This window comes from Streptomyces flaveolus (assembly GCF_044765825.1).
GTDB classification, from domain to species: domain Bacteria; phylum Actinomycetota; class Actinomycetes; order Streptomycetales; family Streptomycetaceae; genus Streptomyces; species Streptomyces flaveolus.
In genome coordinates this window covers 262,735-277,423 of sequence record NZ_JBIWKU010000009.1, presented here as the reverse complement: position 1 = coordinate 277,423, position 14,689 = coordinate 262,735, and the positions used below count along the sequence as shown (strand labels likewise).

17 protein-coding genes and 3 pseudogenes are annotated in these 14,689 nt (G+C 68.2%); 12 read left to right on the top strand and 8 right to left on the bottom strand.

What is annotated here, in order from left to right; genetic code table 11:
• Positions 1-65: 65 nt before the first annotated feature.
• The 3 genes from ACIRG6_RS26830 to ACIRG6_RS26820 form a co-directional block, all read right to left on the bottom strand.
• Positions 66-323 carry a helix-turn-helix domain-containing protein gene (locus ACIRG6_RS26830; RefSeq protein WP_364686283.1) on the bottom strand — a complete coding sequence of 86 codons (258 nt, stop codon included), beginning with the start codon at positions 321-323 and terminating at the stop codon, positions 66-68.
• Positions 323-808 (bottom strand): DUF2975 domain-containing protein, encoded by a 486-nt coding sequence (locus tag ACIRG6_RS26825; protein ID WP_403324817.1) that lies wholly within the window; start codon positions 806-808, stop codon positions 323-325. Before ACIRG6_RS26825 ends, ACIRG6_RS26830 begins: the two co-directional genes overlap by 1 nt.
• Before the next feature lie 423 nt (positions 809-1,231).
• The gene (locus tag ACIRG6_RS26820) at positions 1,232-1,795 is read right to left on the bottom strand and encodes a TetR/AcrR family transcriptional regulator (protein ID WP_403324816.1); all 564 of its coding nucleotides are present in this window, start codon (positions 1,793-1,795) and stop codon (positions 1,232-1,234) included.
• A 320-nt stretch (positions 1,796-2,115) separates the two neighbouring features.
• Here ACIRG6_RS26820 and ACIRG6_RS26815 point away from each other — a divergent pair, with 320 nt between their 5' ends.
• The 3 genes from ACIRG6_RS26815 to ACIRG6_RS26805 are packed head-to-tail and all read left to right on the top strand — an operon-like array spanning position 2,116 to position 4,576.
• Entirely contained in the window at positions 2,116-2,958 is an 843-nt protein-coding gene (locus ACIRG6_RS26815) for a transporter substrate-binding domain-containing protein (protein WP_364686292.1), read from the top strand.
• Positions 2,955-3,788, top strand: coding sequence for an amino acid ABC transporter permease (locus tag ACIRG6_RS26810; protein ID WP_403324815.1), 834 nt, complete (start codon positions 2,955-2,957; stop codon positions 3,786-3,788). Before ACIRG6_RS26815 ends, ACIRG6_RS26810 begins: the two co-directional genes overlap by 4 nt.
• Complete coding sequence (locus ACIRG6_RS26805; protein WP_403324814.1) at positions 3,785-4,576, top strand: amino acid ABC transporter ATP-binding protein; 792 nt, start codon at positions 3,785-3,787, stop codon at positions 4,574-4,576. The genes ACIRG6_RS26810 and ACIRG6_RS26805 overlap by 4 nt, the downstream gene beginning before the upstream one ends.
• Positions 4,577-4,719: 143 nt before the next feature.
• On the opposite strand, the gene ACIRG6_RS26800 is transcribed toward ACIRG6_RS26805, so the two are convergent.
• Positions 4,720-5,010: a hypothetical protein gene (locus ACIRG6_RS26800; protein ID WP_403324813.1), complete on the bottom strand. Its 291-nt coding sequence runs from the start codon at positions 5,008-5,010 to the stop codon at positions 4,720-4,722.
• On the opposite strand from ACIRG6_RS26800, the pseudogene ACIRG6_RS26795 reads away from it, so the two are divergent.
• Positions 4,964-5,119, top strand: a pseudogene (locus ACIRG6_RS26795) (GNAT family N-acetyltransferase); the annotation flags it as partial. The gene ACIRG6_RS26800 and the pseudogene ACIRG6_RS26795 sit on opposite strands and share 47 nt — an antisense overlap.
• 54 nt (positions 5,120-5,173) lie before the next feature.
• On the opposite strand, the gene ACIRG6_RS26790 reads toward ACIRG6_RS26795, so the two are convergent.
• Positions 5,174-6,682 (bottom strand): APC family permease, encoded by a 1,509-nt coding sequence (locus ACIRG6_RS26790; protein ID WP_403324812.1) that lies wholly within the window; start codon positions 6,680-6,682, stop codon positions 5,174-5,176.
• Positions 6,683-6,908: 226 nt separating this feature from the next.
• Here ACIRG6_RS26790 and ACIRG6_RS26785 point away from each other — a divergent pair, with 226 nt between their 5' ends.
• From ACIRG6_RS26785 to ACIRG6_RS26750, 8 genes are all read left to right on the top strand, one after another.
• A complete protein-coding gene (locus tag ACIRG6_RS26785; protein ID WP_318216177.1) occupies positions 6,909-7,622 on the top strand; it encodes a GntR family transcriptional regulator in 714 nt (237 codons plus the stop codon).
• Positions 7,623-7,677: 55 nt separating this feature from the next.
• Positions 7,678-8,880, top strand: coding sequence for an amidohydrolase (locus ACIRG6_RS26780; protein WP_403324811.1), 1,203 nt, complete (start codon positions 7,678-7,680; stop codon positions 8,878-8,880).
• 371 nt (positions 8,881-9,251) lie between these two features.
• Positions 9,252-9,455: a hypothetical protein gene (locus ACIRG6_RS26775; protein ID WP_403324810.1), complete on the top strand. Its 204-nt coding sequence runs from the start codon at positions 9,252-9,254 to the stop codon at positions 9,453-9,455.
• Between the two features lie 246 nt (positions 9,456-9,701).
• Entirely contained in the window at positions 9,702-10,160 is a 459-nt protein-coding gene (locus ACIRG6_RS26770; RefSeq protein WP_364686310.1) for a hypothetical protein, read from the top strand.
• Between the two features lie 782 nt (positions 10,161-10,942).
• Positions 10,943-11,620, top strand: a complete 678-nt coding sequence (locus ACIRG6_RS26765) for a carbonic anhydrase (RefSeq protein WP_403324809.1) — start codon at positions 10,943-10,945, stop codon at positions 11,618-11,620.
• Positions 11,621-11,629: 9 nt separating this feature from the next.
• On the top strand, positions 11,630-11,794 hold the full coding sequence (locus ACIRG6_RS26760) for a hypothetical protein (RefSeq protein ID WP_364686316.1): 165 nt from the start codon (positions 11,630-11,632) through the stop codon (positions 11,792-11,794).
• Between the two features lie 373 nt (positions 11,795-12,167).
• On the top strand, positions 12,168-12,389 hold the full coding sequence (locus tag ACIRG6_RS26755; protein ID WP_403324808.1) for a hypothetical protein: 222 nt from the start codon (positions 12,168-12,170) through the stop codon (positions 12,387-12,389).
• A gap of 9 nt (positions 12,390-12,398) precedes the next feature.
• Complete coding sequence (locus ACIRG6_RS26750; RefSeq protein WP_364824869.1) at positions 12,399-12,764, top strand: hypothetical protein; 366 nt, start codon at positions 12,399-12,401, stop codon at positions 12,762-12,764.
• Between the two features lie 37 nt (positions 12,765-12,801).
• On the opposite strand, the pseudogene ACIRG6_RS26745 reads toward ACIRG6_RS26750, so the two are convergent.
• The 3 genes and pseudogenes from ACIRG6_RS26745 to ACIRG6_RS26735 all read right to left on the bottom strand — a co-directional run.
• Positions 12,802-12,960, bottom strand: a pseudogene (locus ACIRG6_RS26745) (IS1380 family transposase); the annotation flags it as partial.
• 376 nt (positions 12,961-13,336) lie between these two features.
• On the bottom strand, positions 13,337-13,945 hold the full coding sequence (locus tag ACIRG6_RS26740; RefSeq protein WP_318216444.1) for a hypothetical protein: 609 nt from the start codon (positions 13,943-13,945) through the stop codon (positions 13,337-13,339).
• Between the two features lie 340 nt (positions 13,946-14,285).
• Positions 14,286-14,657: pseudogene (locus ACIRG6_RS26735) on the bottom strand (transposase); the annotation flags it as partial.
• Between the last annotated feature and the right edge of the window lie 32 nt (positions 14,658-14,689).

Genomic DNA, 14,689 nt, shown 5'->3' with positions numbered 1-14,689 from the left:
GCGCCGGCGAACCTGGCCGTCACTCAGCACTGAGCCGCCCAGCACCCGAACCACACGGGCTTGCCTCAGTGAACAACTTCTGCCGGTCGTGCTCCAGCTGCCGCATCTTCGGGGCCGGCCTCGGCCTCCCAGCGCAGCAGGTCGCCCGGCTGGCACTCGAGCGCCTCGCAGAGCGCGGCGAGCGTCGCGAAACGCACCGCCTTGGCGCGGCCGTTCTTGAGGACCGCCAGGTTGGTGGGCGTGATTCCTATGCGCTCCGCGAGTTCGCCCACGGACATCTTGCGTCTGGCCAGCATCACGTCGATGTCTACCGCGATCGGCATCAGATCACCTCGGCCAGTTCGGCCTGCATCTGTGCCGCTTCGACGTCGCGCGCGACGGCCTGGGCGAGCAGCATCCGCAGCACATGCACGATCAGTGCGACTCCCAAGATGGCCACGCCGATGCCGCCCATGATGACGGTCACGCCCGGATCGTCCCGCTGGCCCGGCGCGTTGAGGGCAGTGACCGTGAACCACAGGAGGGCAGCCGCCACGATCGCACCGATCATCCCGTTCACGTATCGGAAGGCGGCGTGGGAGAAAACGGTTCCGCGTCGCACCATCGTCACCAGTCGCCATACGCAGACCAGGGCGACTTGGGCCGACACCATGCCCAGGATCGTGACCACCCGCAGCGGGGTGAGGGGGAGTGTTCCGGCCTCCGGGTCGGTGGCCAGCGCCCACACCATCGACACCTGCACGAAGCCGGTGCCGGCGAGCACCACAACGAGCACGGCGCGCAGCACATTCACGGTCAGCTTTCTCATGACCCACCCCTTCCAGCAACGAATTACGATGGAAACCTATCGACTATCGATAGGTTGGGCAAGTGGGCGACGGCGCTTCGAAGCATGGGGCCAGTGTTGATGCGGGCCCTCGTCCGGCGAGCGTCACGCCGCGTGGGGCGATGATGCGCGGGGGTTCCACGAAAACCTCAGCGAGTACACGTACCAGGAGGAGGACGCGTTCGGGGGCAGGGAGTTGTTCGGAAGGACGCTTTCGCACCCTCACATGCAGGCGAGCCGCCGTCCGCCAGGCCGACCCTTCCGCTCTTCAGCCGAGGGGACCGGCACCCAGCGCCCACCGGCGCGGGCAGCCCACGCCGTCATCTTTCACCCCGTCATCGTGAGAGACCAGCCGCAGCCGACCGCCCCCGGGCCGACCCCACCGCCGCACGCATCGACCTGCGTTCAGGAGGGCCATGCCCGCAGGGCCAACTGCACCGTTTCCTGGAGCTGTTTGCGAGGCACGCCGCTCGCTGCCTGTACGGCCACTCCGTAGGCAACGGTGAAGACGTAGCGCGCCAGGGCCGAGGGGTCGCTGTCGGGCGGCAGGTCGCCCTCGGTGCGGGCGGCCGTGAATCGTTCACAGATCCGCCTCTCACCCTGCTTCCGCCAGTCGGTGAGTAGTTTGTGCGCTGCCGCGTCGGGCGTGCCGGGTGCCAGGGCGCCCTGCACGGCGAGGCACCCGGTAGGGCGGCCCGGGAGTGTCCCGGCGACAGCGGCGCCGTGAAGCACGTGCTCGGCGACGGCCCTCGCCGTCGGTTTCCGCACGGCTTCGAGGAGGTAGCCGGCCGGCCCGTTCCCGTAGCGGTCGATGACCTTGCGGAACAGTTCCTCCTTGTTGCCGTAGGCGGCGTACAGGCTGGTCTTGGTGATGCCCATGGCTTCGGTCAGGTCGGACAGTGTCGCGCCTTCGTACCCCTGGCGCCGGAACACGTCCAAGGCCTTCTCCAGCGCCTGCCCCCCGCCCACCGTTCCGCGCCTGGCCCGCCCCGCGCCGCGCCGCGCTGGACCGGACCCGTAATGACGTGCAGCACGACGGTGTCCGTTCCGGCGGCGGCGATGACCGCATCCTCCAGCGGCAGCAGCACTTCGCCCTGCTCGATCACGACGTCCTGGCCGTTGCCGAGCCCACCCCCGGTCGTCGTCGAGACGGCGGGCCACCATAGCCCTCGCACACGACCAGCCGGGTAACTTCCGAGGCGGATCGGCTCCGTCACCCTCATTTTGTTTTGATCGCCTCAAAGTTCTTCTTATAATCTGAACTCTCAGTTTCCTCACAGGAGGTCCCCTTGAACACCGTCCTCAGGCGCCGGGCCCGTCTTCTGGCCGCAACCACTGCGGCGGCCGGGCTGGCCCTGGTGGCCGGCTGCACCTCCAGTGACGACGGCGGCGGCAAGAAGACCGCCGCCGGTGGCGTAGAACTCGTCAAGGCCGGGCGGCTCACCACCTGCACCCACCTGCCGTACCCGCCCTTCCAGTCGGAGATCGACGGCAGGGTGCAGGGCTTCGACGTGGCCCTGGTGGACTTGGTCGCCGAGGACTTGGGCGTCGAACAGGACATCGTCGACCAGCCCTTCGAGAACTTCAAGACCGGTGGATCTCTCAACGCCGGCCAGTGCGACCTGGCTGCCGCCGGCATGACCATCACGGAAGAGCGCAAGAAGAACGTCGACTTCTCGGACCCCTACTTCCAGGCGACCCAGGCCGTCCTGGCCGACAAGGACAGTGGGATTTCCTCCTTCGCCGACCTGAAGGGCAAGAAGGTAGGTGCCCAGGCGCAGACCACCGGCGAGGACTACACCAAGGGGCAGGGCCTGGACCCGGTCTCCTTCGAGTCCTCCGACGCCGTCCTCAACGGCCTGCGCACCGGCCAGGTCGACGCCGTCGTCATCGACTACCCCGTCGTCCAGGGCTGGCTGAAGGACAAGGCCAACGCCGGCGCCTTCGAGGTCGCCGAGCAGATCGACACCGGCGAGCAGTACGGCTTCACCGTGAAGAAGGGCAACGACAAGCTGCGCAAGGCCATCAACAAGGCCTTGGCGGACGCCAAGGCCGACGGCACGTACAAGAAGCTGTACGAGCAGTGGATCGGTCCGTACGACGAGTCCGCGGCCTCCCCGTCCGCCTCATGACGCATCCGGACACGACGCTCCAGCCGAAGAAGAAGGGCCTGTCCCGCCGTCGGCGGCGCAGTCTCTCGCGCGGCGTCCAGTACGTCGTCTTCATCGCGGCCGTGATCGCCTTCGCGGCCGCGGCGGACTGGGACCGGCTGCGCAACCAGTTCGCCCAGCGCGCCATCGCCGAAGAAATGTTCCCGGAAGTCATCACGCTGGCGCTGAAGAACACCGTGTTGTACACCGTGTCCGGCTTCGCCGTCGGCCTGGTGCTCGGCATGATCATCGCGCTGATGCGGCTGTCGTCGGTGGGCCCCTATCGCTGGCTCGCCGGCATCTACATCGAGATCTTCCGTGGCCTGCCCGCCCTGCTGATCTTCATCTTCATCGGCGTGGCCGTGCCGCTGGCCTTCCCTGGTACGGAGATCATCGGCGGCACCTACGGCAAGGTGGCGCTCGCGCTCGGTCTGGTGGCCGCCGCGTACATGGCGGAGACCTTCCGCGCGGGCATTCAGGCCGTGCCCAAGGGACAGATGGAGGCGGCCCGTTCGCTGGGATTCTCACACGGCCGCGCGATGGTCTCGATCATCCTCCCGCAGTCCTTCCGGGTCATCCTCCCGCCGCTCACCAACGAACTGGTGCTCCTGTTCAAGGACTCCTCGCTGGTGCTGTTCCTCGGGGTCACCCTGGAAGAGCGGGAGCTGTCCAAGTTCGGCCGGGATCTGGCCAGCCAGACCGCCAACTCCACACCCATCCTCGTCGCCGGCCTGTGCTACCTGCTGGTTACCGTCCCGCTCGGCTTCGTCGTACGCCGCATGGAGGCCAGGGCCCAGGAGGCCGTGAAATGAGCCGACCGGAGATCTCGATCAGCGCCCTGCACAAGTCCTTCGGGACCAACGAGGTGCTGCGCGGCATCGACCTGGAGATCGAACAGGGCGAGGTCGTCTGCGTCATCGGCCCGTCCGGCTCCGGCAAGTCCACGCTGCTGCGTTGCGTGAATCTGCTCGAGGAGCCGACGAAGGGGCAGGTCTTCGTCGGAGGCACGGAGATCACCGATCCTGACGTCGACATCGACGCCGTACGCCGTCGGATCGGCATGGTGTTCCAGCAGTTCAACCTCTTTCCTCACCTTACGGTGACGGAGAACCTGACGCTGCCGCAGCGCCGCGTGCTGCGGCGGGACAAGGCGACGGCCGCGAAGGCGGCCGCGGAGAACCTGGCGCGGGTGGGTCTCGCTGAAAAGGCCGACGCCTACCCCTCCTCCCTCTCCGGCGGCCAGCAGCAGCGCGTCGCCATTGCCCGCGCGCTGGCGATGGGCCCCGAGGTGATGCTGTTCGACGAGCCGACGTCCGCGCTCGACCCGGAACTGGTGGGCGACGTGCTCGCGGTGATGCGCATGCTCGCCCGGGACGGGATGACGATGATGGTGGTGACCCACGAGATGACCTTCGCCCGCGAGGTCGCCGATCGGGTCGTCTTCATGGACGGTGGGGTGATCGTCGAGGACGGCGCCCCCGAGCAGGTCATTTCTCACCCCCGTCACGAACGAACCCGCCACTTCCTGTCCCGCCTCCTGGACCCTGCGATGGCGGACGTGGAGGAGGAGACGTCGGAGCAGACGGACGGGGCCGGTTGACGCTTCGCTGGGTGCCCCGTCTACGGGCCCGACCCGGTTCGCGGTCTTCGCGGTACCTCGCCATGCCGATCGACACACCGTGCTCAATGACGGCGTCCTTGCCGAACAGCACGTCGCCCGTGGTGCCCCTTGACCTGGGCCCGTCACTGATGAAGTACGCCTGCGAGCCCGATGCAGGCAAGAGCGGCCTTGTCGAAGACCAACACCGACCGGGGCGCGGAACAGCCGTCCTTGTGGGTGATGCCGACGCCGTGGCGCCCGGCCGCGTCTACGGCGTCGGTGATCCAGAGGACGCCAGGAATCTCGGCGACGACCTTGTGATCATGACCGTGCACGCGACCGGCTACGTCCCGCTCCTGTCCCGTTCCGAGATCGGGTTCGAGCGGACTTGCGCACTCCGCGCGGAACGAGGCGTCCTGGCGGGTGGTGACCAAGACGGGCTTCGCCCTGGAGGGCACCCGGCGCCACTCCCATTTGTACGCCGACGGCCGGCACGACATGCATCTGCACGCCAGGTTCCGCGGGGACGACGCGAACGGCTGACCGCGACGGAGGCGTTGCCGGACGTTCGATTCGTCCCCCGCGGCGTCGCGCCGTTCAGTCCCGTTCGACGTCCACCTCGGTGAGCCGCGCATACCGCTCAGGCTCGGTGCGGCGGATGCGCAGGGCCACCACGAACCCGGCCACGAGCACCACAGGCAGCGGCACGAGCAGCGCCGCATTGACCGCACCCGTGCGCCCGGTGAGCAGATCGAAGTGGAGCGTCGCGAGCACCGACAGGACCGCGAGACCCACGAAGGCGATCAGCGGTGCGACCGCGACCCGCCAGACCGACATGCCGCACCGGTCACGACGGAAGAAGAAACAGACAGCGAGCGCTGCCAGCGCCTGCATGATCATGATGCCGAGGACGCCGGTGCTGTTGGTCCACAGGAAGATCTCGGAGTACGGATCCGCGCCGATCAGCGCACCACCCACCACGATCACCAGCCCGAAGACGGTCTGTGTGACGACTGCCGTCACCGGTGAACCCTGCCGGAGCGACACCCGGCCCAGCCGACGCGGCAGCAGACCCTCGCGGCCCAGGGCGTAGAGGTAGCGGGCCGCGGCATTGTGGAAGGCGAGGGTGGCGGCGAACGCACTGACCACGATCAGCACATGCATGGAGTCGGCGAGCCACCGGCCGACGAACTGGTCGGCCGCGTGGAACGTCAACTGCGGGCCGTCCGACGACCTGGCCATCGTGACCGATTCGTCCGTGCCGAAGCTGCCCATCAGGATCCACACCCCGACGGCGTAGAACAGTGCCAGGAATCCGATCGCGACGAAGGTGGCGCGAGGCACCGTGCGCTCCGGGTCGCGCGCCTCCTCAGCGTAGATCGCGGTCGCCTCGAAGCCCGTGAACGCGCCGATGACCAGGACGAACATGCCGGCCATGCCGCCGGAGGTGGCCAGCACGGACGGGTCGAAGGACGTGATGTCCAGGGCGTCGGTGCCCCGGTCCGCCAGCACCCCGACATCCATCACCAGCAGCACCAGGACCTCCAGGACCAGCGCCACCCCCAACACTTTCGCGCTCAGCGTGACCCGCAGCCAGCCCAGCACCCCGGTGCCCAGCACGCAGAGGGTCGACAGCGGCCACCAGGGCAGTTCCGCACCGGTGAGATCGCTCAGGGTCGTCGAGGCGAAGTAGCCGAATCCGGCGGCGACACCGGGGGCGACGAGGTTGTACGAGAGCGTCGCCAGGTAGGCGGTGGCCACGCCGAGCGTCCGCCCGAGGCCACGGGCGACGTACGCGTAGAAGGCTCCGGCGTTGCGTACGTAGCGGCTCATCGCGGTGAACCCGGCGGCGAACAGCACCAGCAGTGCACCGGAGACCAGATAGCCGAGCGGGGTGCCCGGACCGCCGATGCCGATGGCGAACGGCGCGACACCGGCCAGCACGGTGAGCGGCGCGGCCGCCGCCACGACGAAGAAGACCAGATCGAAGGTGCCGATCTGCCCCTTGGCGAGGCGCCCCGCCGAACCGCCGGACGGCGCGGCGGTGTCCGGGAGGTCGGAGGAGGGGGAGGAGGGCGGCGGGACGGCCGTCGAGGGTTGCGTCATCGGTGGTTCCTCAGGTGCGAACGGGCGGCTGGACGCCGAAGCCGATGCCTGCGTCAGGCATGGGTCAGCGGAAAAGACCAGTTCAGGGCGGCCGGATTGGGTGCGGCGCTCAAGTTATCTGGTATACCGAATACCAAGCAAGGGTCTACGGGACCTTTCCGGGATCTGCGATGATCACGGCACGGGAGCCGGAAGAGACCGGCTCCGACGGGCAGGAAGCGAGTCCATGAGCAGCAGCCGAACCGCAGGCCTCACCGCCACCATCGGTGCGGCACATCAGTCACTGCGCGACCAGGTCTATGTAGAACTGCGCGAGCGGATCATCGACGGCCGCTACCCCTCCGGGCACCGGGTCGTCGAACGGGAACTCGCGGACGAGCTGGGGGTGTCCCGTATCCCCGTGCGGGAAGCCATCCAGCGACTGGAGACCGAGGGATTCATCGCTGCCCAGGCACGGAAGGGCGCGTTCGTCGCCCCGCTGGGCCCGGCCGAGGCCGCGGACTTCTTCGACATCCGGGAACACCTGGAGGCGCTGGCGGCCTCGCTGGCCGCCCGGCGCGCCGACCGGGAAGGCCTGCGCACCCTGGAAAGACTCCTGGACCGCGCCCGCCGCGTCGCGGACTCCTCCCGCCGGACCCGCGAACTGGGCTCGGTCCATGCCGACTTCCATCAGCAGATCGTCGTCATGTCCGGCAATCCGCTGCTCCAGGACCTGATGGCGCCGCTCGACGGCCGGTTGCGCCGACTCTTCAGCCTCACCTCCGAGCCGGGCGACGGTCCCGCAATGTGCGGTGAGCACGAACTGCTCTACCAGGCAATCAGCAGCGGCGACGCGGAGGCGGCGGAGCGGATCGCCCGCCGTCATGTGGCCGGTACGCGCGAGACCGCGATGCAGATGCTCGCCGCCGCCACCGATGAACCCACCCAGCGCCGGCCCTGACCAAGGCGCCCATCCCGCGCACGACGTCGCGCACCACATAAGGAGCCCCCGCCCCATGGCGACGCCCGCCCCCGCCCGCCCCCATGTCCTCTTCACCGCCGTCCGTATGCTCGACGGGCGCACCTGTGACCTGCTGGTCTCCGACGGTCGGATCGCCGCGTACAACCCGGCCGAGTTGCCCGACGGCTGCGTGACCGTGGACGCCGCGGGAGCCCTTGCCCTGCCCTCGCCCGTCGACGCGCACATCCACCCCGACAAGTCGACCTGGGGCGGGCCCTGGCTGAGCCGCGAACCCGCCGGGACGCTCCGTGACCTGATCGAGGGCGACGTCCGGGCCAGGACGGCTTTCACGACTCCGGTGGAGGAGCGGGCAGGGGCACTCATGGACCGGGCCATCACCCGTGGCACCCGCGCCATGCGGGCCCATGTAGATGTCGCCCCCGTCCACGGCCTCTCCGGGGTGCACGGGGTGCGGGCGGCGGCCGATGCCCGCAGGAACCTCCTCGACGTACAGATCGTCGCCTTCCCCCAGCTCGGCCTGCTGAGCGAGCCCGGCACCGCCGAACTCATGGAGCAGGCCCTGTCCGAGGGGGCCGACGTCGTCGGCGGCCTCGACCCGATCGGCATCGACGACGACATGGACGGCCAGTTGGACTTTGTGTTCGGGCTGGCCGCCCGCAAGGGCGTGCCGGTCGACATCCACCTGCACGACGGCGGGCCTGCCGGCCTGCGCCAGGTCACCGAGATCGCCCGGCGTACCGTCGCCGCCGGGATGCAGGGACGCGTCACCCTCGGCCACGCCTTCGCCGTGGCCGAGCTCGGGGGCGACGAACGCGACGCCGTGGCGGCGCGGTTGGCCGGTGCCGGCGTTTCCCTGGTCACCTGTGCCCTGGGCGGTGACCCGGTCCTGGACCCCGCACGGCTCAGCCCGCACGGCGTGCGGGTGGCCGTCGGCTCGGACGGCGTGCGCGATGCCTGGACGCCGTTCGGTGACGGCGACATGCTCGCCCGGGCCCATCTGCTCGCCTACCGCACGGATGCCCGCACTGATGCCGAACTCGCCGCCTGCTACGAGGCGGTGGCCCACGGCGGCGCCTCCCTGCTCGGTCTGCCCGCCTCCCGGCTGGAGACCGGTGATCCGGCCGACTTCGTCCTGGTAGCCGCCGGTTCGCTGCCCGAGGCAGTCGTGGACCGCCCGATTCCGTCCATGGTCGTACGGGCCGGCCGGGTCATCGCCCGCGGGGGCCGGCTGATCTAGCTCGACTCAGGACTTCGACCGGGGGACCCTCTGCTGGTCCGGGAAGGTCTGGAAGGCGGTCGGCAGCCTCGGTGAAGGGGTTTTCCCCGGTAACTGACCGGCCGCTGAGTCGCTCGAGAGGTCCATCCGGGACCAGGTCCCAGCTCACCTCCTTCATGCCGCGGACCGCTTGGCGGAGGCAGAAACCGTTGCGTCGTAGCTTGGGCTCGGTAACGCGTTCAGCGAAGCTTGGAGAAGGCATTACGCGCGCCATGCCGTCGGGGGCAATCCCGGCGAAGGTCGTTTCCGTATGGATTCACAAGAGGCAAAACCTCCTACACAACAGCATCACGAGAAGTTTCGCCAGCTTTTGTGATCCATATCCTGACTCAGTGGGACTGGATCACGCCTCGCTGACCAGCTTGGCCGCCCTCGGTGAGGCCCCACGCCGCCGCATGTTCGAGCTCTCCCGGCAAGAGCGGCGGCCGACACACTCGATCGAGGAGTTCGGTCACGAGCCGGAGCGCACCGCACCTACCCTGATCCGCCTGTGCAACGGCACCTTCCACCCTCCCCATGGCGGCCAAGGCCCCTGAACTGATCTGCGCCGTCAAGCAGGCTTTTCCGGCCGGCTACGTGCACGCCTGGGAAGCGAAAAGACCACAGCGGTACTCGCCCCGCGGCTCCGCTCCTGCTGTGTCGAATGCGCGGGAACGGCACGGCGGGCGACAGACCGGAGAGGGTGCGGCGCCTGCGAGCTGTGAGCCGAGCCGGTGCTTGCCGCTCGCGGTCGCCGGTTCCCCGGCGGATCCGCTGAGTGCACATGAACAGCTGGAGTCACCATGAACTCCATCTCTGCCAGCGACGTCACCCTGAGGGGACTGGGAGCGATCTGTGCCGTCGGCAATGTGGTGCTGCACGGGCTCCTCGTCCCTGATCACCTGGAGGAGAAGTTCTACATCGGTTTCCTGTTCGCCCTGGGCAGCGGCGTCATGCTCGTCGTGGCGGTGGCATTGGTCACTGTGAAGCGCCCCAAGATCGCATGGTTGACCGGAGCCCTCGTCAGCCTCGGCATGATCATCGGCTTTCTGCTGTCGCGCACCGTCGGTCTGCCCGACGGCTACTACGAATCCGGTTGGGAGCCGCCGTACGGTCCCCTTTCCTTGATCGTCGAGGGACTGTTCATCCTCGCATTCCTCGCCTGGCTGCGAGGGAAGTCAACGGCCGGCGCCGTGCCGGCACCGTCACACAGGGCGGACCGCGAGCGGATCACGTCCGGGGGGAACGGAGGGAGGAAGTGAGGGTGGGACTTACGGCGAGTTTCTGACCGACTGACGGTCACGGGGCGGCTGCCGGTACGTGCACCGCCCGAACGGGCGATTCTCCGTGCTGATCGGATGACAGTGCGGCGTGTCACCGACGTCAGCCAGGATCAGCGGAAGGGATCCGGGCGTCGGGCACCGCACCGGTCGCCCCTTTCCGGGCCGTACCGGCGCGTGTCCTCTTCCGCGCACTGATCGGGAAGGAGCACCCCCGCTGCACCGGACAAGGATCCCCGTCACGCTCGCCCTGACAGCCGCCCGGACTGGACAGTTTCGTTCGTATCACCGGGCAGACCGAAGGAAGATGCCTGCGATGTGGAGTCCGGCCAGGTAGACGGTTGCGGGCGGGCAGCCCTCCCCGACATCGCAGTGCGCTCCGGCCTGGTCGACCGCCTAGTCATTGCCGCGGAGCTGTCTCAACCTGTCGACGCGGACAACGAACGCCAGGTCTTGCTGCCCGGTAACGAACGCGATCAGCCGGACCGCGAATGGTGCAGGGCCGCCGTTGCCGCACACGCCTCTGAGGTACGCGCGTTGCCGGCGGACAGACTCTCCGGACGGACTGATCAGATCGGACGACCGCGTGTGCCTACTCAAGGCTCTTGAGCCGCAGAGGATGAAGCAGGCCGTCCATCCTCGGACCGTGCCCGAGCGGCCGTCGCGTGAGGTACCACCGCCGGCACCCCCTATCCGAGGGATCCGAACGTCATTCACCCACCGTCGCACGTCGGTGAGCCGGACGCGGTCGTAGCCTGCGGCCCATGAGTGACGACATCTCTGGCGGCCTCGTCGGCCCACGTGAAGCCCTTGACCTGCTCCTGTCCGGCAACCAGCGCTTCATCGACGGGGCGCCCGAGCATCCCAACCAGGACGCCGCTCGCCGCACCGGCACGGTAACCGCCCAGCATCCATACGCGGTACTGCTGGGATGTTCGGACTCCCGCCTGGCCGCCGAGATCATCTTCGACCAGGGGCTGGGAGACCTGTTCGTCGTGCGGACCGCAGGGCATGCCGTAGGGGCGGAGGTCCTCGGTAGCGTCGAGTACGGGACCAGCGTGCTGGGCTGCCCGCTGGTCGTGGTCCTCGGCCACGATGCCTGCGGTGCCGTGGCGGCGACCCGCGCGGCCGTGGAGAACGGCACGACCGCCCAAGGCTACGTCCGGGACGTGATCGAGCGGGTGACCCCCAGCGTGCTGGCCGCCCGGGCCGCAGGTGTGAGCGGCGACGACGGCTTCATCGACACGCACGTCCGGTACACCGTCGACGTCATCATGGAGCGCTCCCGGGAACTCGCCGACCAGGTCGACTCCGGGCGTACGGCGGTCGTCGGCCTGTCCTACCGTCTGGCCGAAGGCAGCGTCCGGCCGGTCACCTCCCGGGGCCTGGACCTGCCGTCGACCCCCGCCCCCGCGACAGCGCCGGGCTCGGACAGCCGATGACGCGGCGTCGTGCTTCCCGAAGCCGACTTGACCGACGACGGCACCGGCCTGCTGTGCGACACTCTCCTGCTCCGCCTGCGCGAGAAGATCGGTGACGCGCCTCCCGATACCGTCGTCCATGTCGTCGCCACCGACCCGGCGGCCCGCTCGACCTGGCTGCCTGGTGCCACATGACCGGCCACACTGATCTCGGCCCCGTCCCCGGCGAGCGGCCGGTCTACGCCCTGCAGCTTGCTGCCGATGCCCACCTCACCCGCCAGGACGCACCGTGGCACCCGGTCCGGCCGGGCTAGATGATCCGCGGGATCAGTGGGAAGCCCTCCCGATCTGGCCCGGCAGCCGGCCCTCGGGCTGGGCCGCCGGGCTTGGCCGGCCACGTGCACCGGCTCCGTGTCCCGGAAAACCCGCTACACCCGCGAATTCCCGCTTCCGTCGCAGTGCGGCCGTTGCCCTGATCGTCGGTGCCGGCGGTGCGTCTGCAGGTTCTTCGCCCAGCGCAATCTGTGGGACGCGCTTGCACGAGGACCTCGGCCGGATCGCACCCGGCATGTACGCCGACCTCGCCGTCGTCGACGGTGATCCCCTCACCGACATCAAGGACGCCGCCAACGTTGGACAGGGGCTCGTCTCGGGCATCGCGCACACCGCCGACTCACTGGTGCAGCCATTCTCCGAAGCTGACGAGTGGGCGACCGCACAGTACGTCCCGCTCGGGTGCCGCCAAGGAGTTGCTGAATACGCACCGCTACCTGATCACGGTAGCGGCTAGGGTGCGGACATGGCTGTCATGGATGTCCGCAACGATTCCAAAGGATGGCTCGTCATGTGGCTGGAGCCACTTGGTGAGGATCGATGGCTCAGGCCGGACGAGACGTTCCGGGTCCGATCCAACTACAACGGCGATGAGCTGGCCTTCTCCATGACTTTCTGGGTGGATGACGACGACCGGTCGGCGGGGATCGAGAACGTCGCCGTCTGGGTCGAGAACGGTGACTGCTATGCGGAAGTCACCGACAGGGCGGGCGACCTTGTCGAGTGCGGGCACCAGAGACCTGAAGAGGTCAACAGGCGATGGCAGGCCGCGCTCGAAGAGGCGCACAGGCGTGCAGCGGAGCGGAAGGCCGGAGGGGAGGCAGCCGGATGATTGCGGCACCGCGCCGCACCTCGACCGCGTCGTCCCCGTCCCCGGGGGGGCCCGCGGAGTCCGTGCGGATCAGCGTCTGCCGCCCGCGCCGGTAGCACTTGGGCAGCTGGACCAGGACCAGTTGGGCGGTGGTGATGTGGACAGTTGCCGTGTTGGATCCTGCGTTCCCCGGCCTGAAGAGGACGGCGGCCGGCTGGTGGCGGACCGACAGCGCACCCCGCGCTATGGCGAACTGGCGCAACCCAGCGGCCGGCGCCCTGCGACCGAACGGCGCGAAAAACATCGCCTCTGGCCGTGCGCGTGACGCCCGCCGACCCCCTCACGCTTCTCGACCTGGCCTGATCGCGAAGTGGACGTCACTCGGCTGACGCCGAAGCCCTGAGGGCTGTCGCAGAACAACTTCAGGCTTTGATCTTGGGCAGGCGGGCTGTCTCGCGAGGTCATCGAGTGGAACGGCGCTTCGGCGTTCGTGAGTTGTTCTCCGACGGCTCTCTGGGCCGCTCAGGGGCCGACACGGTCCGGAGCATGCGTTCTCGGCGTTCTCTCAGGACGAGACGAGAGGTAACGCCGCCTCAGATGGTCGGGGTGTCGTCAACAATCGGCCTGTGAATCTCAACGACCGGCTTCCACCCCGCGGAGAACTCGATGAAGTCCGCACGGGTGGGGTAGGTGTCGATCGCGCGACGGTCACGCTTGGGGCTGTCGCTCCCCTTGCGCCCCCGGGGAATCTGCTCCTCGAAGATGTCGACCTTCACGTCGGGAACCTCCTTGAGGCCCTGGCGCCAGATCTGCACGATGTCGGCGCCGAACGCCTGCCGGGCCGCAGCGTAAAGGGCTGTGAGGGACCCCTTGTCCCCACCAGGGACGAAAAGTGTCAGGTCCAGCACGACACCGGCGGACTGTAGGACCTCGATGGTCACCGAGCCGTTCTCGTCGGCCACATAGATTCCGGCTTCATTCTCGTCGTCGGGAAGGCAGGATACCTCTTCCTCGAATACGGTCCTCGCCGTGATCGAGCCGCCCTCGAAATCCTCACCGGACTTGGTCAGGAAAGCAGGGACGTAGCAGTCGGGAAGTTTAAGTTCTGCCGTGTCGGCGGAAACGAAGACCCTGTCCTTCACGCCGAGTTTCGTCACCTCTTCCAGTGAGAGGCGGCGAGCGGCGATCTTCTCCGTGTTCACGATTTCCCTTTCAGGTTGCACTGTCCCTCCGAGCAGGGACGTTACCACGAAACATGAAGGTCAACTGCCCAGCAATCTTTGGGTAGATGGCCCCCGGTGATCCGCACGGGAAGATATCGACGCGAGTGCCACTCGGTCGGGAACGCGCATCCGCCAGGCAGTATCCCTCGCCGTGGTGTTGGAGATCAACTGGTGATTGCATTTCGGTGCGTTGGGTGGCACGGATGAACTAAAAGAGAGTTTACGGTAAATATCGCCCATATCCCCTGCGGGGATGTAGTGGCTGAGGGCTGTCCCGTAAAATATCTCGGACATGCCTGCGGACCGGCTCGTTGCTTGGTCATCCGGCGAGGGTGGGTTTGTGCAGGCGGGCAATGCCGAGCATGGCGTGGTGGACGCCGTCGCCTTTCAGACGGCAGTCACGCAGGATCTTTCAGCTCTTCACGCGGGCGAAGACGTGCTCGACGCGGGCGCGGATCTCGCGGTGGGAGGCGTTGTGTTCCTCTTTCCAGTCCGGGAGTTCGGTCTGACCGGGCTTGCGGCGGTGCGGGATGACCAGGCCGGTGCCCCGGTAGCCGCCGTCCGCGATCACCACGGCCTTGCCGACGGCGACCTTGGCGCCGGACAGCTCCCATGCCTTGCAGTCGTTGCGATTGCCGGGCAACGGCTGGCCGACAGCGGCGACGAGCCGAGTGTCTGCGTCAATGACGACCTACACCGCTGGACCATGGAACGGACCATGGC

Coding starts and splice junctions, on each gene's coding strand:
- ACIRG6_RS26830 (WP_364686283.1), bottom strand. CDS start 323: ATGCCGATCGCGGTAGACATCGACGTGATGCTGGCCAGACGCAAGATG.
- ACIRG6_RS26825 (WP_403324817.1), bottom strand. CDS start 808: ATGAGAAAGCTGACCGTGAATGTGCTGCGCGCCGTGCTCGTTGTGGTG.
- ACIRG6_RS26810 (WP_403324815.1), top strand. CDS start 2,955: ATGACGCATCCGGACACGACGCTCCAGCCGAAGAAGAAGGGCCTGTCC.
- ACIRG6_RS26805 (WP_403324814.1), top strand. CDS start 3,785: ATGAGCCGACCGGAGATCTCGATCAGCGCCCTGCACAAGTCCTTCGGG.
- ACIRG6_RS26790 (WP_403324812.1), bottom strand. CDS start 6,682: ATGACGCAACCCTCGACGGCCGTCCCGCCGCCCTCCTCCCCCTCCTCC.
- ACIRG6_RS26785 (WP_318216177.1), top strand. CDS start 6,909: ATGAGCAGCAGCCGAACCGCAGGCCTCACCGCCACCATCGGTGCGGCA.
- ACIRG6_RS26780 (WP_403324811.1), top strand. CDS start 7,678: ATGGCGACGCCCGCCCCCGCCCGCCCCCATGTCCTCTTCACCGCCGTC.
- ACIRG6_RS26770 (WP_364686310.1), top strand. CDS start 9,702: ATGAACTCCATCTCTGCCAGCGACGTCACCCTGAGGGGACTGGGAGCG.
- ACIRG6_RS26765 (WP_403324809.1), top strand. CDS start 10,943: ATGAGTGACGACATCTCTGGCGGCCTCGTCGGCCCACGTGAAGCCCTT.
- ACIRG6_RS26755 (WP_403324808.1), top strand. CDS start 12,168: ATGTACGCCGACCTCGCCGTCGTCGACGGTGATCCCCTCACCGACATC.
- ACIRG6_RS26750 (WP_364824869.1), top strand. CDS start 12,399: ATGGCTGTCATGGATGTCCGCAACGATTCCAAAGGATGGCTCGTCATG.